The sequence below is a fragment of the Lysobacter rhizosphaerae genome (assembly GCF_054779795.1).
The window spans coordinates 729,006-754,159 of record NZ_BAAGXO010000007.1; the positions used below are offsets into that span (position 1 = coordinate 729,006).

25 protein-coding genes are annotated in these 25,154 nt (G+C 68.1%); 16 read left to right on the plus strand and 9 right to left on the minus strand.

Features of this window, described 5'->3' with window-relative positions:
• Window positions 1-23 precede the first annotated feature (23 nt).
• From mlaD to ACYVGE_RS12300, 4 genes are all read left to right on the plus strand, one after another.
• Complete coding sequence (gene mlaD / locus ACYVGE_RS12285) at window positions 24-548, plus strand: outer membrane lipid asymmetry maintenance protein MlaD (protein ID WP_460730267.1); 525 nt, start codon at window positions 24-26, stop codon at window positions 546-548.
• Window positions 548-1,204, plus strand: a complete 657-nt coding sequence (locus tag ACYVGE_RS12290; protein ID WP_460730269.1) for an MlaC/ttg2D family ABC transporter substrate-binding protein — start codon at window positions 548-550, stop codon at window positions 1,202-1,204. Before mlaD ends, ACYVGE_RS12290 begins: the two co-directional genes overlap by 1 nt.
• 70 nt (window positions 1,205-1,274) lie before the next feature.
• On the plus strand, window positions 1,275-1,556 hold the full coding sequence (locus ACYVGE_RS12295) for an STAS domain-containing protein (RefSeq protein ID WP_460730271.1): 282 nt from the start codon (window positions 1,275-1,277) through the stop codon (window positions 1,554-1,556).
• 65 nt (window positions 1,557-1,621) lie between these two features.
• Window positions 1,622-2,743 carry an MlaA family lipoprotein gene (locus ACYVGE_RS12300; protein ID WP_460730273.1) on the plus strand — a complete coding sequence of 374 codons (1,122 nt, stop codon included), beginning with the start codon at window positions 1,622-1,624 and terminating at the stop codon, window positions 2,741-2,743.
• Between the two features lie 59 nt (window positions 2,744-2,802).
• Here the strand turns inward: ACYVGE_RS12300 and ACYVGE_RS12305 are convergent, their stop codons facing one another.
• Window positions 2,803-4,179: a DNA recombination protein RmuC gene (locus tag ACYVGE_RS12305; RefSeq protein WP_460730275.1), complete on the minus strand. Its 1,377-nt coding sequence runs from the start codon at window positions 4,177-4,179 to the stop codon at window positions 2,803-2,805.
• 123 nt (window positions 4,180-4,302) lie between these two features.
• On the opposite strand from ACYVGE_RS12305, the gene ACYVGE_RS12310 reads away from it, so the two are divergent.
• Both ACYVGE_RS12310 and ACYVGE_RS12315 read left to right on the plus strand, forming a co-directional pair.
• Window positions 4,303-6,003 carry a M20/M25/M40 family metallo-hydrolase gene (locus tag ACYVGE_RS12310; RefSeq protein ID WP_460730277.1) on the plus strand — a complete coding sequence of 567 codons (1,701 nt, stop codon included), beginning with the start codon at window positions 4,303-4,305 and terminating at the stop codon, window positions 6,001-6,003.
• A 72-nt stretch (window positions 6,004-6,075) separates the two neighbouring features.
• Entirely contained in the window at window positions 6,076-6,426 is a 351-nt protein-coding gene (locus tag ACYVGE_RS12315; RefSeq protein WP_310054830.1) for a GFA family protein, read from the plus strand.
• Between the two features lie 33 nt (window positions 6,427-6,459).
• On the opposite strand, the gene fdhD is transcribed toward ACYVGE_RS12315, so the two are convergent.
• From fdhD to ACYVGE_RS12335, 4 genes are all read right to left on the minus strand, one after another.
• On the minus strand, window positions 6,460-7,263 hold the full coding sequence (gene fdhD, locus ACYVGE_RS12320) for a formate dehydrogenase accessory sulfurtransferase FdhD (protein WP_460730280.1): 804 nt from the start codon (window positions 7,261-7,263) through the stop codon (window positions 6,460-6,462).
• Window positions 7,248-7,484, minus strand: coding sequence for a helix-turn-helix domain-containing protein (locus ACYVGE_RS12325; protein WP_310054835.1), 237 nt, complete (start codon window positions 7,482-7,484; stop codon window positions 7,248-7,250). The genes fdhD and ACYVGE_RS12325 overlap by 16 nt, the downstream gene beginning before the upstream one ends.
• Complete coding sequence (locus ACYVGE_RS12330) at window positions 7,481-9,742, minus strand: FdhF/YdeP family oxidoreductase (protein WP_460730282.1); 2,262 nt, start codon at window positions 9,740-9,742, stop codon at window positions 7,481-7,483. The genes ACYVGE_RS12325 and ACYVGE_RS12330 overlap by 4 nt, the downstream gene beginning before the upstream one ends.
• Window positions 9,743-9,806: 64 nt before the next feature.
• Window positions 9,807-10,982 (minus strand): class I SAM-dependent rRNA methyltransferase, encoded by a 1,176-nt coding sequence (locus ACYVGE_RS12335; protein WP_460730284.1) that lies wholly within the window; start codon window positions 10,980-10,982, stop codon window positions 9,807-9,809.
• Window positions 10,983-11,130: 148 nt separating this feature from the next.
• On the opposite strand from ACYVGE_RS12335, the gene ACYVGE_RS12340 reads away from it, so the two are divergent.
• The 3 genes from ACYVGE_RS12340 to ACYVGE_RS12350 all read left to right on the plus strand — a co-directional run bounded on the left by ACYVGE_RS12340 (window position 11,131) and on the right by ACYVGE_RS12350 (window position 13,317).
• Complete coding sequence (locus ACYVGE_RS12340; protein ID WP_460730286.1) at window positions 11,131-11,910, plus strand: rhomboid family intramembrane serine protease; 780 nt, start codon at window positions 11,131-11,133, stop codon at window positions 11,908-11,910.
• Between the two features lie 140 nt (window positions 11,911-12,050).
• A complete protein-coding gene (locus tag ACYVGE_RS12345) occupies window positions 12,051-12,599 on the plus strand; it encodes a porin family protein (RefSeq protein ID WP_460730288.1) in 549 nt (182 codons plus the stop codon).
• A gap of 133 nt (window positions 12,600-12,732) precedes the next feature.
• The gene (locus ACYVGE_RS12350; protein ID WP_460730290.1) at window positions 12,733-13,317 is read left to right on the plus strand and encodes a hypothetical protein; all 585 of its coding nucleotides are present in this window, start codon (window positions 12,733-12,735) and stop codon (window positions 13,315-13,317) included.
• Here ACYVGE_RS12350 and ACYVGE_RS12355 read toward each other — a convergent pair.
• Window positions 13,304-13,783 (minus strand): Lrp/AsnC family transcriptional regulator, encoded by a 480-nt coding sequence (locus ACYVGE_RS12355; RefSeq protein WP_460730292.1) that lies wholly within the window; start codon window positions 13,781-13,783, stop codon window positions 13,304-13,306. The genes ACYVGE_RS12350 and ACYVGE_RS12355 overlap by 14 nt on opposite strands.
• 165 nt (window positions 13,784-13,948) lie before the next feature.
• On the opposite strand from ACYVGE_RS12355, the gene phhA reads away from it, so the two are divergent.
• From phhA to ACYVGE_RS12370, 3 genes are all read left to right on the plus strand, one after another.
• On the plus strand, window positions 13,949-14,839 hold the full coding sequence (phhA, locus tag ACYVGE_RS12360; RefSeq protein ID WP_460730294.1) for a phenylalanine 4-monooxygenase: 891 nt from the start codon (window positions 13,949-13,951) through the stop codon (window positions 14,837-14,839).
• A 197-nt stretch (window positions 14,840-15,036) separates the two neighbouring features.
• Complete coding sequence (locus ACYVGE_RS12365; protein ID WP_460730578.1) at window positions 15,037-16,146, plus strand: sensor histidine kinase; 1,110 nt, start codon at window positions 15,037-15,039, stop codon at window positions 16,144-16,146.
• A 31-nt stretch (window positions 16,147-16,177) separates the two neighbouring features.
• Window positions 16,178-16,813 (plus strand): response regulator transcription factor, encoded by a 636-nt coding sequence (locus ACYVGE_RS12370; RefSeq protein ID WP_460730296.1) that lies wholly within the window; start codon window positions 16,178-16,180, stop codon window positions 16,811-16,813.
• 16 nt (window positions 16,814-16,829) lie between these two features.
• On the opposite strand, the gene ACYVGE_RS12375 is transcribed toward ACYVGE_RS12370, so the two are convergent.
• Genes ACYVGE_RS12375 through ACYVGE_RS12385 form a run of 3 tightly spaced genes read right to left on the minus strand, consistent with a single transcriptional unit; the run spans window position 16,830 to window position 18,937 of the window.
• The gene (locus tag ACYVGE_RS12375; protein WP_460730298.1) at window positions 16,830-17,480 is read right to left on the minus strand and encodes a 2OG-Fe(II) oxygenase; all 651 of its coding nucleotides are present in this window, start codon (window positions 17,478-17,480) and stop codon (window positions 16,830-16,832) included.
• Between the two features lie 60 nt (window positions 17,481-17,540).
• The gene (locus tag ACYVGE_RS12380) at window positions 17,541-18,215 is read right to left on the minus strand and encodes an alpha/beta hydrolase family protein (RefSeq protein WP_460730300.1); all 675 of its coding nucleotides are present in this window, start codon (window positions 18,213-18,215) and stop codon (window positions 17,541-17,543) included.
• Window positions 18,212-18,937, minus strand: a complete 726-nt coding sequence (locus tag ACYVGE_RS12385; RefSeq protein ID WP_460730302.1) for a DUF72 domain-containing protein — start codon at window positions 18,935-18,937, stop codon at window positions 18,212-18,214. Before ACYVGE_RS12385 ends, ACYVGE_RS12380 begins: the two co-directional genes overlap by 4 nt.
• Before the next feature lie 27 nt (window positions 18,938-18,964).
• On the opposite strand from ACYVGE_RS12385, the gene ligD reads away from it, so the two are divergent.
• The 4 genes from ligD (at window position 18,965) to pdxR (ending at window position 25,116) form a co-directional block, all read left to right on the plus strand.
• Window positions 18,965-21,745 (plus strand): DNA ligase D, encoded by a 2,781-nt coding sequence (gene ligD / locus ACYVGE_RS12390; RefSeq protein ID WP_460730304.1) that lies wholly within the window; start codon window positions 18,965-18,967, stop codon window positions 21,743-21,745.
• Between the two features lie 18 nt (window positions 21,746-21,763).
• Entirely contained in the window at window positions 21,764-22,672 is a 909-nt protein-coding gene (gene ku / locus ACYVGE_RS12395) for a non-homologous end joining protein Ku (RefSeq protein ID WP_460730306.1), read from the plus strand.
• Between the two features lie 12 nt (window positions 22,673-22,684).
• Window positions 22,685-23,524: a tetratricopeptide repeat protein gene (locus ACYVGE_RS12400; RefSeq protein WP_460730308.1), complete on the plus strand. Its 840-nt coding sequence runs from the start codon at window positions 22,685-22,687 to the stop codon at window positions 23,522-23,524.
• A gap of 98 nt (window positions 23,525-23,622) precedes the next feature.
• A complete protein-coding gene (gene pdxR / locus ACYVGE_RS12405; RefSeq protein WP_460730309.1) occupies window positions 23,623-25,116 on the plus strand; it encodes a MocR-like pyridoxine biosynthesis transcription factor PdxR in 1,494 nt (497 codons plus the stop codon).
• Window positions 25,117-25,154 lie beyond the last annotated feature (38 nt).

Below are 25,154 nucleotides of genomic sequence, written 5' to 3' on the forward strand. Positions count from 1 at the left end.
GCGTGCGCCGGGACAGGTGATTTATGCGTGGTCCAAGAATCGAATTCGCCGTCGGCGCCTTCCTGCTGCTGGCCCTGGCCTCGGTGCTGGTGCTGGCGCTGGCGTCGACCAACCGCAACTGGGGCTTCGGCCACGCCAGTTATCCGCTGAAGGCGCGCTTCACCTCGATCGGCGCGCTGCGCCCGAACGCGCCGGTCAAGATTGCCGGGGTCGCGGTCGGCAAGGTGGCCGATATTCAGGTCGATCCGGTTAAATACGACTCCGTCGTGACCCTGGCCATCGATAGCAAGTACAAGGACCTGCCCGGCGACACCTCCGCGGGCATCTTCACCAATGGCCTGCTGGGCGAGAGCTACATCGGCCTGTCGCCCGGCGGCGATCCCGAGCCGCTCAAGCCCGGCGACGAGATCTTCCTGACCCAGCCCGCGGTCGACTTGATCCAGCTGGTCGGCAAATACATGTTCTCTGGCGGCAAGCCGGCCGGCGACGCCGAAGCCAGCGACAAGAGCAACGAATCCTCCGCCCCCACGGACGCGCCCACCAAATGATGAAGACGACCCTGCTTTCCCTCGCCCTGGCCACCGCCTTCGTGGCCGCCACGCCCGCGGCGTTCGCGCAGGGCAATGCCCAGGCGGCCGCGACCCCGGCCAAGTCCGGCACGCCCAGCAAGATGGTGCTCGACAACAGCACGCGCATCCTCAGCACGCTGGAATCGCGCCGCGCCGAATTCACCAAGGACCGCGGCGCGCTGCGCCAGTTCGTGTCCAGTGAGTTCAACGCCATGTTCGACCGCGACTATGCCGCGCGCCTGGTCCTGGGCACGCACGGCCGCGGGGCCTCCGATGAAGACGTGAAGCTGTTCGCCGACGCGCTCGCCGACAGCCTGATGAGCCGCTATGGCTCCTCGCTGCTCGACTTCAACACCCGGCTGAAGGTGCGGGTGAAGTCGGAAACCGCGCTGCCCAACGGCCGCGGCGTGCGCGTGTCCAGCGAGTTCCTGCGCCAGGGCGGCGAGCCCGTGCCGGTCGACTACTTCATGCGCAACACCGGTACCGGCTGGAAGGTGTTCGACGTGATGGTCGAAGGCGTGAGCTTCGTGCAGACCTTCCGCGCGCAGTTCGATGGCCCGCTCAACCGCAAGTCGATCCCGCAGGTCGCCGCCGACCTCAAGGCGGGCAAGCTGCAGGCGGAAGCCAGCAAGTAACCCAGCCAAGGTCCGGCGGCTTCCCCCGAAGCCGCCCGGCGCACACGTCCCCCGCACCGACAATTCCCCCATGACGGCCACCTGCACCCTGCACGACGACACCCTAGCCTTCACCGGCACCCTCGATCGCGCCGCCGTGGCGGTGTTGTGGCCGCAGGTGCCCAGACAGCTCGCCGGCGTGCGCCGCTTCGACCTGTCGGCGGTGCCGCTGGTCGACAGCGCTGGCCTGGCCCTGCTGGCTGAACTCGCGGCAATGGCCGGCGAAGGCGTACGGATCGACGGCAGCCCGGCAGGACTGGCCGAGCTGCGCCGCGCGTATCGCCTGCAGGACGATCTTTCCTTTGCGGCCTGAGCATCGCGCCGCCCCTTTGCGGTAGCGTGTTCGCCGCTCCCCGCTCCCCCCGACTGCGGCCCCCAATGCGTTCGAACGGACTCCACCTTGCCCTGGCCACGCTGCTGGTTCCCGCGGCTGCGTTCGCGCAGACGGCGGAACCGGCTGCGCTCAACGCGGGGCAGGTCGACGCCGTGGCCGCCGATGCGGGCACGCCCCCCGCGCCGGCCAGCGCGGGCAATGAGACCCCGGCCACGCCGCCGGACCAGGCGCCCCCGCCAACGACCGATGCCAGCACGGCGCCACCCGCCGACCTGACGCCCCCCGAGGCCGCCGCAGGCGACACGCCGGCGGCCGGAACGGCCAGCGAGGCGACACCGGCCGTGGCGCAACCCGCGCCGTCGGAACCGACCGATGCCGAACAGGCCTTCAACGACATCTACGGCCAGGGCGACCAGGATTACGCCGATCCGTTGCTGCCGGCCGCGGCGGAGATGCCCGGGACCTTCGATCCCTGGGAGAAGTACAACCGCAAAGTGCACCGCTTCAACAACGCGGTGGACCGCCACATCGCCAGGCCGCTCGCGCGCGGCTACGTGAAAGTGACGCCGCGACCGGTGCGCCTGGGCGTAAGCAACTTCTTCAACAACCTCAGCCAGCCGCTGAACATGGTCAATGCCCTGCTGCAGGGCCAGCCGAAGCAGGCGGCCCAGTCGTTGGGCCGCTTCCTGCTCAATTCCACCTTCGGCCTCGCCGGCATCCTGGATCCGGCCTCGCGCGCGCAACTGCCGCAGAAGAGCGAGGACTTCGGGCAGACCCTCGGCGTGTGGGGCTGGAAGCGTTCGCGCTACTTCGAGCTGCCCCTGTTCGGGCCGCGCACCGTGCGCGACGTGTTCGGCATGGCCGGCGACGCACCGCTGAGCCCGCTGCGCCGGGTGGGACCCAACGAGGTCCGCATTCCGCTGCAGGGCCTGCAGCTGGTCGACATGCGCGCGCAGCTGCTGTCGACCGACTCGTTGCGCGAAGGCGCGGAGGACGACTACACCCTGGTGCGCGACGCCTGGTCGCAGCGCCGCGACTACCAGATCTTCGGCGACCGCCAGCAGGACGACGACAGCCGCAAGCTGCCGGACTACCTGCGCGAAGACGAAGACGACTCCACCGTGCCGGTGGATGCGATGCCGGTGGTGGTACCGGGCAACGGCTGACGCCGTCGCCGCGAATCACGAATGCCCGGGGCGCGGTGCGTACCCGGGATGCACGGCGGTTACGAGCCTTCCTCGTCCGCGGTTTCCAGCTCCGTTCCCAGCAGGCGCTGGCTGTCTTCCAGCGGCAGCGCTTCCACGTCGCGCAGCTTGCGCGTGAGCACGCGGGTGCGCCGGCCGGTCTCGTCGATCTTGCTGCTGGCCTCGTCGAGCTTCTTCTTCACCCCGTCGAGCACCGCGCCGAACTTGGCGAACTCGGTCTTCACCGCACCCAGGGTGCGCCATACCTCGCTCGAACGTTCCTGGATCGCCAGCGTGCGGAACCCCATCTGGAAGCTGGTCATCAGCGCCAGCAACGTGGTCGGACCGGCCACGGCGATGCGCTGGTCGCGCTGCAGCGCCTCCACCAGCCCCGGGCGGCGCAGCGTTTCCGCGTACAGGCCCTCGGTCGGCAGGAACAGGATCGCGAATTCGGTGGTGTGCGGCGGGCCGACATACTTGTCGCGGATGCGCGCGGCTTCCAGGCGCACGCGCCGTTCCAGCGCATCGCCGGCGGCATGCGCGGCGGCGACGTCGCCACGCTCCTGCGCATCGAGCAGGCGCTCGTAGTCCTCGCGCGGAAACTTGGCGTCGATCGGCAGCCATAGCGGCGCCTCGCCGGTGGAGCCGGGGAACTTCACCGCGAATTCGACGCGCTCGCTGCTGCCCGGCAGCGTCGCCACGTTAGCCGCGTATTGATCAGGCGCGAACACCTGCTCGAGCAGGCCGGCCAGTTGCACTTCGCCGAAGACGCCACGCGACTTCACGTTGCCGAGCACACGCTGCAATCCACCGACGTCGGCGGCGAGCTTGTTCATGTCGCCCAGGCCCTGGTGCACCTGCGCCAGCATCGTGGTGACGTTGCCGAAGCTCTCGCTCAGGCGCGTCTCGAGCGTCGCGTGCAGCTTCTCGTCGACGGTCGCGCGCATCAGCTCGAGCTTGGCGGCGTTGTCGACCTGCAGCTCGCGCAGCTTCTGCTCCAGCGTCGTGCGCATCTCGCCGAGGCGCTGTTCGTTGTTGCGGGTGAGTTCGCCGACGCGGCCATCGAGCGCCTTGGCGAAATCCTTCAGCGCCAGCGCGGTTTCCTGGCGCGCCTTGCGCGCGTCCTCGGTCAGGGCTTCGCGCAGGTCCTCCAGGCGCTGGTCGGTGCGTCCCGCGGCCTCGTTGAGGCGGCTGGCGAAGCCGTCGATGCGCAGCTCCTGCTGGCTGGAGAAGCTGTCGAGCTGCTGGCGCAACTCGCCGCGACCGTCGCGCTGCTCCTCGCGCAGGGCCTGCTCCAGCTTCTCGCGATACGACTCCAGGGCCCCATCCGGCCTGCGCAGGATCAGGATCACGAGCAGGACCACGGCGACGGCGACCGCCAGCAGCAGGAGAAGCAGGAGCAAAGTGGTTACGGGCATGGCGACAGTCTAGCCCGCGGGCTTCGCAATTCCTGCGACTGCGCGCGCGGCAGGCGCACGAAATGCACAAGTCCGCCACTGCCGGCGGTTTACATTGGCCGTGGTGTTTTCCAGGAGCGCGCCATGCGTCCCACGCGAAATCGCCCGCGCCTGGCCGGCCTCGCCGCGGCGCTGGTGGCAGTGTCCGTGCTGGCGGCCGATAACGCCGGCGTCCTGCCCGATCCCGAGGCGCTGCGCAGCATCAAGGATACCGAGCTGCGCCATCACATCCAGGTGCTGTCGTCCGATGCGTTCGAGGGCCGCGCGCCCGGCACGCACGGCGAGGAGCTCAGCGTGCGCTACCTGACCGAGACCTTCCGCCAGCTCGGGCTCGCGCCGGGCAATCCGGACGGCAGCTACGTGCAGGACGTGCCCCTGATCGGAATCACGTCGCAGCCGCAACTGCACCTGGAGGTGAAGGGACAGCGCCTGGACCTGGTGCCCACGCAGGACTTCGTCGGCAGCTCGGCGCTGCCGCAGTCCCGCGTGGTGGTGCAGGACTCGCCGCTGGTGTTCGTGGGCTATGGCGTGGTCGCGCCGGAGTTCGGCTGGGACGATTACAAGGACGTCGACGTGCACGGCAAGACGGTGGTCGTGCTGATGAACGATCCCCAGCTCGGCGGCCCCAGGCTCGATCCCGCGCTGTTTCGCGGCGCCATCAAGACCACTTACGCCTCCAACCGCTACAAGCGGACCCTCGCCGCGGAAAAGGGCGCGGCCGCGATGATCATCGTGCACGAGGCAGCGCACGCGGGTTGGGAGTTCGCACTGGCGCGCACCGACGCCGGCCGCGAGCACCTGCAGCTGCGCGACGATCCCGCGCCGCGCCTGCAGTTCGAGGCGATGATGCCGATCGCCCACGTCCGCCAGCTGGTGCGGATGGCGGGGTACGACTTCGAAGCACTGCGCAAGCGCGCGCAGCAACGCGATTTCCGCCCGGTCGCGCTCGACGCGACGGCCAGCTTCGACGTCAGCAACACGTTCCGCGACGTGGTGTCGCACAACGTGGTGGCCCGTATCGACGGTCGCGAAGGCGCACGCAGCGACGAAGTCATCATCTATACCGCGCACTGGGACCACCTCGGCAGGGATCCGCGCCTCGCCGGCGACCAGATCTACAACGGGGCCGTCGACAACGCCTCCGGCGTCGCCGCGATGCTCGAGATCGCCAAGGCATGGCGCCGGCTGCCGCAACCACCGGCGCGGTCGGTGCTGTTCATGGCGACCACCGCGGAAGAGCAGGGCCTGCTCGGCGCGCGCCATTACGTGGCCAATGCGCTGTATCCGCTATCGCGCACCGTGGTGGACCTGAATCTCGACGTGATCGGCTTCTGGGCGACCACGCGCGACATCCGGGTGGTCGGTCTTGGCGAGACCAGCATGGACCCGCTCCTGCGCACGGTCGCCGCCGCCCTGCACCGGACCGTGTCACCCGACCCGGCGCCCTGGGAGGGCGCCAACCAACGCCAGGACGCCTACGCGTTCGCATTGGGCGGCGTGCCCAGTCTCTACTTCGCCCGCGGCAGCCAGAACCTGACCGGCATCATCCGCGACACCGGCAGCCCCCGCGAACGCATGAGCCCGGGCGTGCCGTACAACGACTACCACCAGGTCGACGACACCATCAAGCGCGACTGGAACTACGAGGGTGCGGTGGACGTGACCCGCTTCGCCTTCGCCGTGGGTTATCGCCTCGCCGAAAGCGAGGCATTCCCGGACTGGCTGCGCGGCAGCGAATACAAGGCCAGGCGCGACGCGGTGATGGCGGCCGGACCCACGCATTGACCTGCGCACTGACCCGCAGGTGTCGTGCCGGCACCGTATGCTTGCGCGACCCGACCCCCAAGGAGCGACACGATGACGACGCATCAAGGCAGCTGTCACTGCGGCAAGGTGGCATTCGAAGTGGATGGCGACATCGACGGCGCGATGGCCTGCAACTGCTCGATGTGCCAGCGCAAGGGTTCCCTCTTGTGGTTCGTGCCACGCGCGCAGTTGCGGGTGACGACGGGCGCGGACGCGCTGTCGACGTACACCTTCAACCGCCACGTGATCCAGCACCACTTCTGCGCCACCTGCGGCATCCATCCCTTCGGCGAGGGCCGTGATCCCCAGGGCAACGCGATGGCGGCGATCAACATCCGCTGCCTTACCGACATCGACCTCGACGCGGTGCCGGTGCACCACTACGACGGCCGCTCGAAGTAAGCGACCTGCGTGGCTGAGGCCGCCTGATCGCGGCTACGGCAGGACCCGCTCGGGCGCGTTGTAGAGGTTGAGCGCATCGCCGCGCGCGAACGCGGCCAGGGTTATGCCGGCCGCCGTGGCGGTGCGGATCGCCAGGTCGGTGGGCGCGGAGATCGCTATCACTATCCCGATGCCGGCCATCGCCGCCTTGTGCACGATCTCGTAGGACGCACGCGAGGTGATGACGAGGAAACCGCTCGTTGGATCGAGCCCCGCGCGCACTATCGCGCCGATCAGCTTGTCCAATGCGTTGTGGCGGCCCACGTCCTCGCGCACCAGCAAGCCCTGCGCATGGGCGAAGCCGGCGGCGTGGACACCGCCGCTGCGTGCATTCAAAGGCTGCTGCGTGGCCAACGTGGCCAGCGCGGCGCGGATCTGCGCCAAGGACACCGCCTGCGGCTCCGGCACGCGCGGCACCGGACGTTGCGCGTCCTGCAGTGCTTCCACGCCGCACAGGCCGCAGCCGCTGCGGCCCGCGAGGTTGCGCCGTCGCTCTTGCAGGGCGTCGTAGCGCGCCTGCGGAATCGCCGCGTGCAGGGCCACGCCCGTCTCGCCGCGCACGTTGTCGACCAGGTTGAACTCCTTGTCCGATGCCACGATGCCTTCGCTCAATGCGAAGCCGAGGGCGAAATCCTCGAGGTCGCAGGGCGTGGCCATCATCACCGCGAAGGACAGGCCGTTGTAGAGCAGCGCGACCGGCGCCTCGACCACCGCCGCGTCCTCGCGTGCCTCGCGCGCGTCGGCCTGCACGCGCAGCGCGCGCACCGTCGCCAGTGCATCGTTCAGGCCGTCGCGCACAGGCGCCGTCCCTTGTCGGTCAACCACAGCAGGGTGCGCTCGCCCTCCACGCGTTGCTCGACCAGGTCGAGGCCATCGAAGCGCGGATCCGGGCCGAGCGCGGTGAGCAGGCGCTGCAGTTCGCTCAGGCTCAGCTCCAGGCGCTTGGCGACGCGGTGGATCGATTGCCCGTCCTCCGCGGCCAACAGTTGCAGCAGGGCGAGCGCGCGTTCCTCGCTCACGGCGCGGCGGCCTTGCGCAAGCGCACCGGGATCGACTTCGACGCCGGCGTGCGCGCGCGTTCGGCGTAGCTCTCCAGCGGCACCAGCGGATTGGTTTCAGGGAAGTACGCGGCCAGGCACCCGGCCGGGATGTCGTATTCGACCAGGCGGAAGCCGTGCACTTCGCGTTCCTGCACACGGCCGCCTTCGTTCCACACCGACACGATGTCGACCAGCTCGCCATCGGCGAAGCCATGCCGCTGCAGGTCCTCGCGCGAGATGAAGCACACCTTGCGCAGGCCGTGCACGCCGCGATAGCGGTCGTCGAACCCATACACGGTGGTGTTGTACTGGTCGTGCGATCGCACCGTCATCAGCGTCAGCAACGCCGCGTCCATGCCGGTCGCGGCCGTCAGCGGATGCACGAAGAATCGCGCCGCGCCGTCGCGGGTGGGAAACGCGCGCTCGCGGTTGGGATGGTGGAGGTGGAAACCGCCCGCGGTGCGCACACGCTGATTGAACCCTTCGAAGCCGTCGACCACGCGCGCGATGCGGTCGCGGATGCGGTCGTAGTCCTCGACCAGCGCCAGCCATGGCGTGCGGCTGCGCGGCAGTGTCGCCGCGGCGAGGCGCGCGACGATCGCCGGTTCCGACAACAGCAGCTCTGACGCTGGCGCGTTCATGCCCGCCGACAGGTGCACCATGCTCATCGAGTCCTCGACCGTCACCGCCTGCGGGCCAGCGGCCTGCAGGTCGATCTCGGTGCGGCCCAGGCACGGCAGGATCAGCGCGGCGCGGCCGTGCACCAGGTGCGAACGATTGAGCTTGGTGCTGACGTGCACGGTGAGCCCGCAGTTGCGCAGCGCGGCCTGGGTCTGCGCGGTGTCGGGCGTGGCGGTGGCGAAGTTGCCGCCGAGGGCGAAGAACACCTTGCCGCGGCCGTCGCGCATCGCCGCGATCGCATCCAACGTGTCGAAGCCGTGCGCGCGCGGCGGCGCGAAGCCGAATTCGGCGCCGAGGCTGTCGAGAAACGCGTCCGTTGGCTTCTCGTAGATGCCCATCGTGCGGTCGCCCTGCACGTTGGAATGCCCGCGCACCGGGCACGGCCCTGCGCCGGGCTTGCCCACGTTGCCGCGCAGCAGCAGCAGGTTGCCAAGCATCTGGATGGTGGCGACGCTGCGGTGGTGCTGGGTGATGCCCATGCCCCAGCACAGGATGCTGGCGTTGCTGTCGATGTATATCTGCGCGGCGTGCTCGAGCTGCGCGCGGGTCAGGCCGGACTCACGCTCGAGCTCGTCCCAGCGCGCCGCGCGGACGCTGGCGGCGAAGGCATCGAAACCGCGCGTGTGCGCGGAGATGAACTCACGATCGACCGCATCGCGCTCGACCACCACCTTCGCCAACGCCATCGCCACGGCGAGATCGCCGCCGATGCGCGGTTGGAAGTAGTCGGAGGCGATGCGCACGCCCTGGCCGCCCGGCAGCATGTCGGCGGGAACCTGCGGATTGGCGAAGCGCTCCAGTCCGCGCTCGCGCAGCGGATTGAAGGCGACGATGCGACAGCCGCGCTTGGCCGCCTCGCGCAGTTCGCCGAGCATGCGCGGATGGTTGGTGCCGGGGTTCTGGCCGAAGATGAAGATCGCCTCGGCGAGTTCGAAATCCTCCAGCAATACCGAACCCTTGCCGCTGCCAAACTGCTCGGTAAGAGCCACGCCCGAGGGCTCGTGGCACATGTTCGAGCAGTCGGGCAGGTTGTTGGTGCCGTACTCGCGCACGAACAACTGGTACAGGAAGGCCGCCTCGTTGGAGGCGCGCCCGGAGGTGTAGAAGATCGCCTCGTCGGGCGAGGCCAATGCGTTCAGTGCCGTCGCGATCGTGGCGAAGGCCGCATCCCAGCCGATCGGCACGTAGCGGTCGCTGCCCGCGTCGTACTGCATCGGCTCGGTGAGACGCCCCTGCGCCTCGAGGAAATGGTCGTCGTGCTGCGCCAGCTGCGCCACGGTGTGCGCGGCAAAGAACTCGCGGGTGACGCGCTTGCTGGTGGCCTCGTTGGCGACCGCCTTCACACCGTTTTCGCAGAACTCGAAAGTCGAGTGCTTGTTGCGATCGGGCCAGGCGCAACCCGGGCAATCGAAGCCGGCGGGCTGGTTGGTGCGCAGCAGCGTGCTGGCGCCCTTCATCACCACCTGTTGCTCGTGCAGCGCGTGCCACGAACTCTTCAGCGCGTCCCAGCCGCCGGCGGGCTTGAGGTAGGCATCGATGGGCTTGCGCTGGGACATGCGCCGATTTTAGCGCTGCTGGTTTTAGCGCTGCCGGGCGACCCGCCCAGCAGCACGGTTTGCCTCAGTCCAGCACGCGGCAGAACACCGCCTTGAGGTAGCGCGACTCCTGCACCTGGGCGAGGAACGGGTGGTCCGGGCCGGCGCCGGACACCTTCAGCACCTGCACCGTGCGCCCGGCGTAGAACGCGGCGCGGCGCAGCATGTCTAGGAACTGCTCCTCGCTGACCAGGCCGGTGCAGGAGAACGTCGCGAACAGTCCGCCCGGCTTTACCACGCCGAGCGCGAGCTTGTTCATGTCGAGGTACTTCTTCAGCGCGTTGATCACCTGCTCGCGATCGCGGGTCATCTTGGCCGGGTCGAGGATCACCACGTCGAACTGCTCGCCGGCGTTGGCGGCGTCGCGCAGCCACGGGAAGATGTCGGCCTGGATGAAGCGCGGTCGCACGTTGTTGAGCTTGGCATTGCCCTTGGCGATGTCGATCACCGCCTCGTCGATGTCGATGCCGACCACTTCGCTGGCGCCGCGCACCGCCGAGTACACCGCGAAGCCACCGGTATTGCAGCACAGGTCGAGCACGCGCTTGCCTTCGACCTGCTGCGACAGCCATTGCCGGTTCTCGCGCTGGTCGGCGAAGAAGCCGGTCTTGTGCGCGCCGGCCGGGTCGGCGCGGAACTTCACCCCGTACTCGCTGATCACCGCCGGCTGCGCCGGTTCGGTGCCGCGGAAGTCGAACGACTCCTGCTTCTGCACGTGTTCGTCGGCGGAGGCGTGGAAACGGCAGCCGGGGAACTGCGCACGCAGCGCGGCGTAGATCCACTCGCGGTAGCGGAACGCGCCGGCGCTGAAGAACTCGACTACGACCAGGTCGTCGTAGCGGTCCACGACCAGGCCGCTGATGCCGTCGCCCTCGCTGTGCACGACGCGCCAGGCATTGCTGATCTGGTCGAGCTTGAGGATGTCGCGGCGCAGCTGCACCGCCTCGGCGATCTTGCGTGCGAACCAGGCGGCGTCGACGTCGACATCGGGCTCGCGCTCGAGCATGCGCAGGGCGATGCGCGAGTGGCCGTTGTAGAAGCCGCGCCCGATCCAGACCCCGTCCACGCCGACCACGTCGACGATCTGGCCGGACTTGGGCCGCGTCGCGGGCTTGTCGACCAGGCGCTGGAAGATCCAGGGATGGGTGGAGTTCCAGGCGTTCTTGAGACGGACGATCGGGTACGGTTCGGGGGTATTCATCGCCGCATTTTACGCACTCGGCGTCCTTCTCCCCGCTTGCGGGGAGAAGGTGGCGCGTAGCGCCGGATGAGGGGTGCTTAAGCCGCGGGATTCAATGTCCCGCCCCTCCGCCCTTGCATCGCGGTCCCGCGGTCGCCACTGCTTAGGCATGCACCTGCCCACTCCCGAGTTGCCCGCCGACACGCCGGCCCAGCGCGCGCACGACCGCCGCCGGCTGTTGCGCGCCTTCAACCTGAGCTTCGCCTTCGTCCTCGTGCTGGCGGCGGTGTTCTTCGCCCAGGGCACGTTCGACGTCGAGCGGTGGACGGTGCAGCCGCACGTCCTGGCCGGCCTGCGCGGGGTGCTGACCGCGCCGCTGCTGCATGGCTCGCTCGAGCACTTCGCCGCCAACGCGATTTCGCTGCTGCTGCTGGGCACCCTCGCCGGTGCGGTCTACCCGCGCGCGACGGTGCGGGCCCTGCCGTTGCTCTGGCTGGGGTCCGGACTCGGGGCCTGGGCGCTGGGTGAAGCCGGCTCGCACCATCTGGGCGCCAGCGGCCTCGGCCACGGACTGATGTTCCTGGTGTTCGGGCTCGGCCTGCTACGCCGCGACCGACCGGCGGTGGCGGCGGCGATGATCGCCTTCTTCCTCTACGGCGGCATGCTGCTGACGGTATTGCCGCGCGAAGCCGGTGTGTCCTGGCAGGCGCACCTCGGTGGCGCGGCGGCCGGACTGTTGGCAGCGTGGCTGTTCCGCCGCAGCGACCCCGTGCCGCCGCGGCGCCGCTACAGCTGGGAACTGGAAGAGGAAGCCGCGGCCCTGGCAGCCCAGCGTGGACACGATGAACTCGAACCTGGCGCGCCACAGGATGTACCCGTGCTGTGGCAACGGCCGGCACCCGATGACGAACAACGCGGCGTGGTGCTGCGCTTCCGTCGCCCGGACTGAGGCGGCGCAATGCCGCCGCTTGCGCCCACCGGCAGCGCCGGGTCGATTCACTCAGCGTTTAACATAAATTTGACAAATCCAAGGGCAACGCCGCAACCTCTGGCCCGCCCAGTAGGGGCTAACTCTTACGGATAAAGATGATGAAGAAGATTCTGGTTCTTTCGTGCGCACTGGTGCTGGCCTCGCTGTCCACCGTCGCGATGGCGGCTGAAGGCCAAGGCTTCGTGGGTGCGGAAGTCGGTCGCACCGAAGCCGATTTCGATATCAACGGCTTCGGCTCGGCCAGCGACTCTGATACCTCGTTCACGGTGCGTGGCGGCTATTACTTCACCAACAACTTCGCCGTCGAGGCTTCGTACAACAACCTCTACGACAAGAAGGACAACGGCGCCCAGCTCAAGCTCAACAGCTTTGGCGTCGGCGTCCTCGGCAAGAAGAACTTCGGTGTCAACGACAGCGGCTTCTTCATTGACGGCCGCGCCGGCCTCGAAATCGTCCAGGGCGACGCCGACGACGCCTTCGGTTCGAGCAGCGAGAACTCCACCGAGTTCTACTTCGGCGTGGGTGGCGGTTACGACTTCAACGAATCGTTCGGCGTGAGCCTGAACTACACCTACCACAAGGCCGGCTTCGATGGCGTCGATGTCGATGCCGACACGCTCGCTGTCGGTGGCGAGTACCGCTTCTGATTGCTGCGTGCCTGTGTGACGCGGAAACGGCCACTTCGGTGGCCGTTTCTTTATGCTTTGCGCGCCATACAACGTTGCGTCACGCTTGCGCGCCTGATCGATGCGAAGCCAGCCAGTCATCCCAGGAAGAATCATGGAAGGAAACGTCTACGCGCCACCGGCGTCAAACGTCGTCGTCGCGGTCACGCGCGCGCCGGAGTTCTACGTGGTGTCCAGGACCAAGTTCCTGGTGTTGTTCGTCCTAACGTTCGGCGCTTACCAGCTGTTCTGGTTCTACAAGCATTGGTCCCGTTATCGCGCACGCCACCGGGTGAAGCTGTCGGCGGCGGGCCGCTCCATCTTCCCGATCTTCTTCGCCCATTCGCTTACAGAGCGGATCCAACAGGCGCTGTCAGGCGCGGGCGCAAGGATCGCCTGGTCACCTCACTCCCTCGCCACGACCTACGTGGCAGCGGCGGTCATTGGTTCCGTGTGCGGCCGCCTTGCCAGCAACGACATCGGTGCGCCAATAACCGACCTCCTCAACCTACTGTCACTGTTACCCATCGGCTACAGCCTGTGGCGCATCCAAGCCGCAGCGAACCTGGCCTGCAACGAGCCGGATGGAGAATCCAATCGCCACTTCACCTGGGCCAATTGGGCATGGATGGTGCCGGGCGGCCTGCTCTGGCTCGTCGTCCTGGTGGGCTTCGTCCTGATGGGGCTCAGCCCCGAGTAGGCAGCGGCAGGCCCCGGAATGCCTTGACCGTACGCAGCACGAAACTGGAATTGACGTCGGCGACGCCGGCCTGGTTGAGCAGGCGGTCGAGCAGGAAGCGCGAGAAGTGCTCGAGGTCGCGCACCGCGACCTGCAGCAGGTAGTCCATGTCGCCGGTGAGCGCGTGGCAGGCGACGACCTCGTCCCACTGGTTGACGAAGTCGGCGAAGGCGGCGATCGAGGCCGCGTCGTGCTGGCGCAGCTGCACGCGGACGAAGGCCTGCAGGCCGAGCCCCAGCCGCTCCGGATCCGTTTCGGCGCGATAGCCACGGATCACCCCCTCGCGTTCCAGCCGCTGCACCCGGCGCAGGCAGGCCGAGGCCGACAGGTGCACGCGCTCGGCCAGTTCGGCATTGGTCTGGCGGCCGTTGCCCTGTAGTTCGGCCAGCAGCTGCAGGTCGGTGCGGTCGAGATTGACGGCGGTCATGGGGTTTCCCGCTTGTTTGGTGCAAGTATTTCGTTAAACGCGCACGAATCATGCGCCGTTGGCGTTATCCCGCGCAACAACGCAAGCCTGTTGCGTCCGCCGGCCGTTAAAGTGCCTGATGCGGCGGAACCCCATCCGTCCGCCCCCTTTCCCAGGACCCGCGCCGTGAACACCACCCCCAATCGCGTCGAACACCAGCTCACCGACAAGGGTTACGTGCCGGTCTACACCACCGCCGTGGTCGAGCAGCCCTGGGCGAGCTACAGCAGCAGCGACCACGACGTGTGGGCGACCCTGTTCGAGCGCCAGCAGCAGATCCTGGTCGGTCGCGCCAGCGACGAGTTCCTGCGCCAGCAGCGGGCGATGGGGATGAGCCCCGACCGCATCCCGAAGTTCGACGACCTCAACCGGGTGCTGCGCGCCACCACCGGCTGGGAGCTGGTCGGCGTCGAAGGCCTGCTGCCCGAACTCACTTTCTTCGACCATCTCGCCCATCGCCGCTTCCCGGTGACGTGGTGGATCCGCAAGCCGGAGCAGCTCGATTACCTGAGCGAGCCGGATCTGTTCCACGACCTGTTCGGCCACGTGCCGTTGCTGATGAACCCGGTATTCGCCGACTACATGCAGGCCTATGGCCGCGGCGGCGTGAAGGCGCATGCGATCGGTGCGGACGCGCTGGTCAACCTGACGCGCCTGTACTGGTACACGGTGGAATTCGGCCTGATCAAGCAGGCCGATGGCCTGCGCATCTACGGCAGCGGCATCGTGTCGTCGAAGGGCGAATCGATCCATTGCCTGGAATCGGCCGCGCCCAACCGCATCGGCTTCGACCTCGAGCGGATCATGCGCACGCGCTACCGCATCGATACCTACCAGAAGACCTATTTCGTCATCGACAGCTACGAGCAGCTGATGGAAGCGACGACGCCGGACTTCACCCCGATCTACGCGAAGCTGGCGCAGCAGGACTCGATTCCCGCCGGGACCGTGCTCGACACCGACACGGTGTACAACCGCGGCACCGGCGAGGGCTGGTTGAACGACGGCGACGTCTGACAGCGGCGTTCACCCGACAACCACTCGCCACCCGGCACGCACTCCACCAGCGAGTGGCACGGTCCGGCCGCGAGCCTGCGTTGCCCGACCTGCCGGAAGTCACCACTTGCTCCGGCGGCATTGCCTCGCCGGCCCCCGCGCCGCAGCATGCGCGCATGCCACCGTCAGCTCTCTCCTACCCGCCGCGCGGCGCGCGAATGCGCAGGCACCTGCTCGGGATGCTGCATCCATTCACGGTTGCCGGGTTGTTCACCTGGGGCGCGGTCGCGCTGTCACTGCGCTGGTTCAAACCGGAACAGCAGGTCATCGCCTGGTGCGCGTTGCTGCTCTATCTGCTGGCACTGCTCGCACATGGCCTGGTCCGCGACCGCCATCGGCGCTCCTCCGATGCCCTGTTGTGGCTGGAGGCGATCTGCGCGCTGGCGCTGGTATGGCTCGACCCGGGCGTGGGCACGGCCCAGGTGCTGCTGGTGATATGGACCGCGCAGATTGCCGCGAACTGGACGCCGCGCGGCGCAATCGCCGCCGTGGTGGCCGCCGACGTGGTCGTGTACTGGATGTTGCGTTCCGCCGGACATTCCTCCTCGCCGCTGACCGTCGTGGCCCTCTATGCCGGCTTCCAGGCTTTTGCGGCGTTGTGCGCCTACTACGCGGTCAGCGCCGAATCCGCGCGCGACCGCCTCGCCCTGGTCAATGCCGACCTGTTGGCGACGCGCGCCCTGCTCGCCGATTCCGCACGCGATGCCGAACGCCTGCGCGTTGCGCGCGAACTGCACGACGTTGCCGGACACAAGCTCACCGCGCTCACCCTCAACCTGCGCGCCCTCGCCACCGATCCCGCGTTCATCGACCGACGCGAACTGACCGTGGCGCAGAAGATGGCCGCCGAACTGCTCGGCGACATCCGCAACGTCGTGCAGGCCCTGCGCGACTCCAGCGGCCTCGACCTGGGCACCGCGCTGCGCGCGTTGGCCGCACCGATGCCACGACCGGCATTGCAGTTGCGCATCGACGACGACGTGCACATCAACGACCCCGCCGTCGCCGAAGCGGTGCTGCGCCTGGTGCAGGAAGCGATGACCAACAGCGCGCGCCACGCCGAAGCCGGGATCGTGTGGGTGGCACTGGCGCGTGCAGGCAACCGGCTCAGCGTGAAGGTCGAAGACGACGGCTACGTGCGCGGCGCGATCCGCGAGGGCAATGGTCTGTCCGGCATGCGCGAACGCCTCGCCGCCGCCGGCGGCACACTGGCGCTGTCGACCACGGCACGCGGCGCGCTGCGCATCGAAGCGAGCCTGCCGCTGTGACCGCTTTGTACCTCTCAGCACAAGGCATCGCATGACCGCACCCCTGCGCATCGCCCTCGCCGACGACCAGGCCCTCGTGCGCGCGGGCCTGCATGCCCTGCTCGAACGCCAGGGCATCGAAATCGTGTTCGAAGCCGACGACGGCGCGCACCTGCTCGAGCTGCTCGCCACGCAACCGGTCGATGTCGTACTCAGCGACATCCGCATGCCGGGCGTGGACGGCATCGAGGCCCTGCAGCGCCTGCGCGAGCGCGGCGACACCACGCCGGTGCTGCTGCTCACCACCTTCGACGACAGCGAATTGCTGTTGCGCGCGACCGAAGCGGGCGCGCAGGGTTTCCTGCTCAAGGACGCGGCGCCGGAGGACCTGCGCGACGCCATCGAACGCGTGGCCCGCGGCGATACCCTGCTGCAGCCGGTCAGCACCGAGGCGGTGCGCACGCGCTACCAGTTCCAGGCGCAGGACGCACCCAAGGAACGCTTCAGCGAACGTGAGGTCGCGATCCTGCGCCTGCTCGCCGGCGGCTATTCCAACAAGGAGATCGCACGCTCGCTGTTCCTCGCCGAAGGCACGGTGAAGAACTACGTGTCGGTGATCCTGGAGAAGCTCGACACCCGCGATCGCACCCGCGCGGTGCTGAAGGCGATCACGCTGCGGGTGATCTGAGCGGCCGCGTACTGCGTCATGCAGCGCGCGGCTTCCACCAGCGATCCAGTCCGCCCAGCAGCTTCTTGATCACGCGCGACGTGCGCCCGCGCCGGGTCTTGCGCGCGAGCGCCGCGACATCGGCCAGCCATGCGATCTGGATGGTGAAGCGGTCTCCCTCGAACGGAAGGTGGCCATGGAAGGAGTTGTCGGCGCGCCGGAACGCGACGACGTTGCCGTACACCGGCAGCACCTGCGGCGCGACCTGGTCTTCGATATCCGCCTGGTTGGCGAGGAAGCGCAGCGATCCCGCCGCGCCGTGCGGCCACTCCGCGTTGAGGTACACCAGCGCCGTCACGATCTTCGACTGGCTGTCGGTGTGGATGTTGCCGTGGCGCAGGTTGAGCGAGCGGCAGAGCGTGACCAGTGGCGGGTACTGCGACAGGCGCTCCACGCCCAGGCGCTCGCCGATGACGTCCGCGAAGGCGGGCGCGGTCAGCTCGGCCACCAGCGCATTGATCGCGGGACCGCAGTCGCGAGCCTCATAGGGGAAGAAACCGGCGCCGCGATAGCGAGGGAAATCCGCGCGCAGGCGGTCCGCAGAAGCGGGATCCAGCATGCCTGCGGCCGTCAGTAGTGGGAACGGTGCCGGCAGCGCGGCAGCGGGCAGGTGATCGGCGAGGAGCATGTCGCGGGCACTACGGGGGGAAATCGCAGTTTAGTCCACGGCGCATATAAGGGCCGTGACTCAGGCGCCCTGCGCAGCGACCCACGCCGCAAACGCATCGAGCATGGCCGCCATGACCTCGGCGTCGCGTCCCAGGCGCGCGGGAACGTGGAAGGAATGGTCGGCATGCTCGAACAGCCGCAGCTCGGCACGCGCCCCCAGGCGTTCCACCAGCGGCTGCAGCAGGTCGAGGTCGGCGAGCTCGTCGCGAGTGCCCTGCAGGAACAACATCGGCACGCTGACCTCGAACAGGTGCGCACCGCGCTCATCCGCAGGCTTGCCGGCCGGATGCAGTGGAAAACCCACGAACACCAGGCCCTGGACCCCGGGCAGCAATCCCGCGGCCTGCGCCTGCGAAGTCATGCGGCCGCCAAACGACTTGCCGCCGGCGAACAGCGGCATGGCGGGGAGGCGCCGCGCGACCTCGGCGACCGCGGCCCGCACGGCCGCCTGCGCAACGCGCGGCACATCGGGCCGGCGCGAACCGCGCTCCATGTACGGGAACTGGTAGCGCAGCGTGGCGATGCCGCGGGTGGCGAGGCCCGAGGCCATCGCGGCCATGAACGCGTGCGTCATCCCGGCGCCGGCGCCGTGCGCGAACACGTAACAGGCGCGTGCTTCCGGGGGCGCCAACAGCAAGCCCGACACCTGCTGTCCCGCGTCGATGGCGATGCTCAACGACTGCGCCTGGCTCATGGCGTGGCCGCCTGCATCGAGGTCGCGTCCAGCAATGCCTGCGCATAGGCCGGTGCGGTGGGCTCGTGCATGAAGTACGCGTGCACGTCGGCCCAGGCCGTGGCCTGGATCCGTTCCGCCCACTGCGCGAAGTCGGCCTCGCCGTAGTCCTCCAGCCGCAGGCGCAGATAGCCCCAAGGTGCGGTTTCGACCAGCGGCGGCGGCCGGTCGTCTTCACGCTCGGACAGGCACAACGCCGCGCCCGCGGCCTGCAGTGCGGCGTACACCGCGTCGTCGAACCAGCTGTCGTGGCGGAACTCGAACGCGGCCTGGTGCCCGGCCGGTAGCAGCTGCAGGAATTCGCCAAGCCGCGGCAGGTCCTGCTTCAGGACCGGCGGCAGCTGGAACAGCACCGGCCCGCGCTTGTCGCCCAGCGTCTCCAGCACGCGGTACAGGTAAGCCACCGAATCGGCCGCCGCGTCGGCCTTCAACCGCGCATCGTGGGTGATCCTGCGCGGCGCCTTGATCGCGAAGCGGAAATCCGTCGGCACCAACGCGGCCCAGTGCTCCAGCACCGACGCCTTGGGCATCTGGTAGAAGGTATTGTTGATCTCGACCGTGGGCAGGCGCTGCGCGTACCAGGCAAGCATGTCCTCGGGCTTGATCTTCGCGGGATAGAAGCTGCCCTTCCATTCCTTGAAGGAATAGCCGCTCGCACCTGCCCATACGCGTCGTGCTGCCATGGTCGCGCTCCTGAGGTAACCACCCGGATGGCGAAGCTCAGCGAATATTCCGCCAAGCGCCGTTTCGAGGCCACCCCCGAGCCGGCACCGGCCGAGCCCCCGCATGCCGGCGGGCCGCTGCTGTTCGTCGTGCAGCAGCATGCGGCCACCCGCCTGCATTACGACTTCCGCATCGAATGCGATGGCGTGCTGTTCTCGTGGGCGGTGCCGAAGGGACCCTCGCCCAATCCCGCCGACAAGCGCATGGCGGTGTTCGTCGAGAACCATCCCTACGACTACGCCTCGTTCGAGGGCGTGATCCCACCCAGGCAGTACGGCGCCGGCGAGGTGATCGTGTGGGACTGCGGCGTCTACAGTCCGGATGAAAACGACCGCGGTGATGGCGCCACCTGGTTCCATGACCGCGCGGAAGCCGAGCGCCGCGTGCGCGAAGGCCTGGCCGCCGGCAAGCTCAGCCTGCAGCTGCGCGGCGAGAAGCTGAAAGGCTCCTACGCGCTGGTGCGCACAAAGGAGGCCAAGAGCTGGCTGCTGATCAAACACAAGGATCGCTTCGCCGGCACCGATGACATCACCGCGCAGGATCGCTCGGTGCTGTCGGGCCTGCGGGTGAAGGACCTGAAGTTCCTGCCGCCGCCGCCATGCGTTCCCGCGTCGCAGCTGGTGCCCGCCGGCGAACCGGACGCGATGCCGGCGAAGCTGGCGCCGATGCTCGCCGACGTCGGCGACGCGCCGTTCACCCGCGACGGCTGGCTGTGGGAACCCAAGCTCGACGGCTACCGCGTGCTCGCCTTCATCGACGGCGACCAGGTGCAGCTGAAGTCGCGGCGCGGGCTGGAACTGGCCCCGACCTTTCCCCGGCTCGTGGCGGAACTGCGCCAGCAGGCGGGCGGCGGTCGCATGCTCCTCGATGGCGAGATCGTCGCCTTCGATCCGCAGGGCAAGCCGTCATTCAACGCGCTGCAGAACCGCTTCCAGCTGAAGAGCGCGGTCGACATCGCCGCCGCCGACCGCAACGTGCCGACCGTGTTCTTCGCTTTCGATCTGTTGCACTTCGCCGGCATCGATCTGCGCCAGCGGCCGTACCGCGATCGCCGCCGCTATCTCGCCCAGTGCCTGCTGCCCTCGCCGCTGGTGCAACTGGTGCACGCCGCCGCCGATGGCGAGGCCATGCACGAAGCGGCGCTGGCCAGCGGTTTCGAAGGCGTGATCGGCAAGCGCACCGACAGCAGTTACTTGCCCGGCAAGCGCACGTCGGCATGGCTGAAGGTCAAGCCGACGCACAGCGCGGAATTCGTGATCGGCGGCTATACGCGCGGCAAGGGTTCGCGTGGCGCGCTGGGCGCCCTGCTGGTGGGTTACTGGGACGGCAAGGCCCTGCGCTTCGCTTCCGGCGTGGGTTCCGGCTTCGACGAACGCGCACTCAAGCACGTATTGGCGCGGCTGCAGCCGCTGCACAGCGAAACGAACCCGTTCAGCGAAACCCCCGAGGTCAACGGCCCCGTCACCTGGGTGCGGCCAGACTTGGTCGCGGAAGTGAATTTCCAGGAATGGACGAACGATGCGCACCTGCGGGCGCCGATCTTCGTCCGCCTGCGCGACGACATCGATCCCAGAACCGTGCATCGCACCGAAACCACCCGCTCCGGATCGCCCTCTCCGCGCCAGCGCGCCGGCGCGACGGCGACGGTGCGCGCGACGAAAGCCAGCAAGGCCAGAGCCACGCCGTCCACCGAGATCACCGCGATCCTCGACCAGCTCGAGCCGAAGAAGAACAACCTCGAACTCAGCGTCGGCGCGCACCACATCCGCCTCAGCAATCTCGACCGTGTCTACTGGCCCGAAGACGAGGAGTTGCAGCAACCGGCACTGACCAAGCGCGATCTCCTGCGCTATCTCGCCCAGGTGTCGCCGTTGATGCTGCCGCACCTCGCCGACCGCCCGCTCACCATGATCCGCATGCCCGATGGCATCACCGGCCAGCGCTTCTTCCAGAAGCACTGGGAACAGGCGCGCCCCGACTTCGTCGAGTCGGTCACCGTGTTCTCCGGCAGCAAGGACGAGGAGCACGAATACCTGCTGTGCAACAACCTGCCGACGCTGCTATGGCTGGCGCAGTCGGGCACGCTCGAATTCCACGTCTGGCATTCGCGCGCGAAAGTCGCGGCGGATACGAAGTCGAAGTCGACCGACTACGCCAGTTCGCTCGAGTCGCTGGAAGCCTCGGTGCTCAATTATCCCGACTACGTCGTCTTCGACATTGATCCGTACATCTACTCGGGCAAGGAAGCCAAGGGCGCCGAGCCCGAGCTCAACACCATCGCCTTCGAGAAGGGCAAGGAGATCGCATTCGCCCTGCGCGGGCTGCTGCAGGGCATGCAGCTGGAGCCGATCGTTAAGACTTCGGGCAAGACCGGCCTGCACGTATTCGTACCGATCAAGCGCACCATCGACTTCGACGCCGCCCGCCACGTGTCCGAACTGGTCAGCCGCCACCTCATGCGCCTGCACCCCAGGGACATCACCATGGAGTGGAGCGTCACTAAACGTAGTGGAAAGATTTTCATGGACCACAACATGAACGTGCGCGGCAAGACCCTGAACGTCGCGTACTCGCCGCGCGGGGTGGCCGGCGCACCGGTATCGATGCCGTTGACCTGGGAAGAATTGGCGTCCGCGCATCCACTCGACTTCCGCCTGACCGATGTTATAAAACGGCTCTCCCGCACGGGCGATCGCTGGAGCGATGCCCTCACACGCAAGCAGGACCTGGCGCAGGCTCTGAAACCGAAGAAGAGCGGCAAGGCCTGATCCATCGGAGAAGCAGTCATGGCTGCACGTTCGATTGCGTCACTCACCGTTTCCTTCGGCCTCGTCGCCATTCCCGTGAAGCTGTACACGGCGACCGAGTCCAAGGGCGGCATCTCCTTCAACCTGCTGCACAAGAAGTGCGGCTCGCGCGTGCGTTACCAGACCATGTGCGCACGCGAGAACATCCCGATCGAACGCGACGAGATCGTGAAGGGCTACGAGTTCGCCAAGGACCAGTACGTTATGTTCGCGCCGGACGAGCTGAAGGCGATGGAGGAAGTCGGCACGCACAGCGCGGACATCGTCGAGTTCGTGCCGATCGCCGCGATCGATCCGGTGTACTTCGACAAGGCCTACTACCTCGCGCCGGACAAGGGCGGGGCCAAGCCATATGCGTTGTTCGCCAAGGCGCTGCGCGAATCCGAGCGTTGCGCGATCGGCCACTGGGCCACGCGCGGCAAGAGCTACATCGTGATGATCCGTCCGGTCGAGGACGGCCTGGTGATGCAGCAGTTGCTGTACGCCAACGAGGTGCGTTCGATCGACGACCTCGACATCCCGCGCACCGAGGTCAAGCCCGCCGAGCTCAAGCTCGCACAACAGCTGATCGATTCGCAGAGTTCGAACACGTTCGATCCCAGCCAGTACAAGGACGACGTCGCCGAACGCATCGAGGCCGCGGTGCAACAGAAGGTCGAGGGCGAGCAGATCACCCTCGCCGAGGAACCCGAGGGCGGCGCGCAGATCATCGACCTGATGGAAGCGCTGCGCGCGAGCCTGGAGAAGAAAGGCGGCGGCGGCGCTGCGCCGGCACGCAAGGGCGCGGCGGCGGCCAAGACCGCACGCAAGCCGGCCAAGCGCGTGCAGGCGCTGGAGGCCGAGACGCACGCGGCGCCCAAGCGCAAGACCGCCAAGCGGGCGAAGTAAGCAGGATCCCGCATGCACCAGTACGGCGTGGGCGACGTCGAAAAGCTGTTGCGCCTGCCGCGCAGCGCCATCCGCTCGCTGGTGGCCGCCGGTTTCGTCACGCCTGCGCGCGGGCCGCGCAACGCGTTGCTGTTTTCCTTCCGCGACCTGATCGTGCTGCGCACGGCGCGAGCGTTGTCCGTCGCCAACATTCCGCATCGGCGCATCCTGCGGGCGCTGCGCGAACTGCGCAGCCGCTTGCCGGAGGAGATGCCGCTGTCGGGCCTGAGCATCGGCGCGTTCGCCGACCACGTGGTGGTGCGTGAGGGGCTCAGCCGCTGGATGGCCGAGTCGGGACAGTACCTGCTGGCGTTCGAAGGCGACCCGGCCCAGGGCACGCTGCGCGTGATCGAGCCCGCACCCGCTCCGGCTCCTGCCGCCGGCGAGGACTGGAGCATGCGTGGCGCCGACCTCGAGCGCGACAACGCCGAACACGCGGCGCAGGCCTATGAACGCGCCATCGCCGCCGACCCCATGCGCCTCGACGCCCGCATCAACCTGGGCCGCCTGCTGCACGAACTCGAACGCTACGACGAAGCCGAGAGCGTCTATCGCGATGCCTTCGCGATCGTGCGCTCCGAGCGCAGCCATTCCGACCGCGGCGACGCCGCCCTGCTGCACTACAACCTCGGCGTGCTGCTCGACGACCTGGAGCGCACGGACGAGGCGATGGGCGAATACGAAGCCGCGTTGCGTGCCGATCCCGATCTGGCCGACGGCCACTACAACCTCGCCCTACTGTACGAACAGCAGGGCCGGGCGAAACAGGCGCTGCGCCACATGTCGCAGTACCGGCGCCTGACCAAGCAGTAGCCTTGGTACGGCAAGGCCCCAGTGGTCCCGGCGTTCCAGCCACAAGTGGACTGCCAATGGACGCTTCCTCACGATCCAATGGCCGCGGGAGGTAGGAAATGGACCTGGTTCTCGACGACAACGGACCGCTGTACCTGCAATTGGCCCGCGCCCTCAAGGAGGCGATGGCCGCGGGGCGGCTCGCCAACGGTACGCGGCTGCCGTCGAGCCGCGAGATGGCGTACGACCTCAACCTCTCGCGCACCACGGTGGTCGCCGCCTACGAGCACCTGCGCGCCGAGGGCTTCATCACCGGGCGCGTGGGCTCGGGCAGCTACGTGACCTCGCCCTGGGCGGGGCCGGTGCGGCCGCCACCGCCGCGCCGCGCCGTCGTCGCCCAGTCCGCCTTCAGCCGGCGCACGCGCGAGTTCTGCACGCTGAACAACATTCCCGGCCATCGTCCGCCGGGCATGCGCTACGCATTCCAGTTCGGCACGCCCGTGGTCAACACCGCCCTGACCGCGCAGTGGGTGCGCGAACTGACGCGCGCCGCGCCCTACGTGCAACCCAACTATCCCCGCATCCAGGGCCTGCCCGCGCTGCGCGAGGCGGTGTCGCGCCACATCAGCCGCACCCGCGGCGTGGCCTGCACGCCCGATGACGTGCTGATCGTCGGCGGCACCCAGCAGGCGCTGTCGCTGATCGCGCGCGTACTGCTGGAGGACGGCGACGAAGTCGCGCTGGAAGAACCGCATTACTTCACCGCACGCACCATCCTGCAGGTGCACGGCGCGCGCCTGGTCGGTATTCCCGTCGACCACGATGGCATGCAGGTGGAGCACATGCCCGATCCCGCGGTGAAGTTGACCTACGTCACCCCGTCGCACCAGTTCCCCACCGGCGCCGTGTTGTCGCATGAGCGCCGCCTGGCCCTGCTCGAATACGCGCGCCTGGGCTCAGGCTGGATCGTCGAGGACGACTACGACGGTGAATTCCGCCACGACCAGCAGCCGGTGCAGGCGCTGCAGCAGCTCGACCGCGACGGCCGCGTGCTCTACGTGGGCAGCTTCTCCAAGACGCTGTTCCCGGCGCTGCGGCTGGGCTACATCATCATGCCGCCCGGGCTCAGGGACGACCTGCTCGCGGCGAAGTGGACCGACGATTTCGGCTGCGCGTCGATGGACCAGGCGGCATTGGCGGGCTTCATCGCTTCCGGCGCCTACGATCGCCATCTGCGCCAGGTGACGCGCAAACTCGCAGAGCGGCGCAACCTGGTGCGGTCACTGCTGCAGGAACACTGCGGCGACCGCCTGGAGATCATGGAATCGCATTCGGGCATGCACCTGGTGGCGTGGATACACGACATGCCGGCGGCGGAAGGCGATGCGCTGATCCGCGCGGCGCACGAACGCAAGCTCGCGCTGTATTCGATCGCGCCCTGCTACCTGCAGCCACCGGAAGGCACCGGCCTGATCATGGGCTTCAGTGCGATGTCGCCGGCCGAGCTGCGCGAAGCCGTGCCGCTGTTCGCCAAGTGCCTCGCGCTGTTTCCTCGCCGTGCCGCGGGCGAGCGTGGGCGCCCGGCCCTGTACCTAGCGCGCAGTTCGGGCTGACGCCGTTGCGCGTCGGTGCGCGACCCCTCAGAACGTGC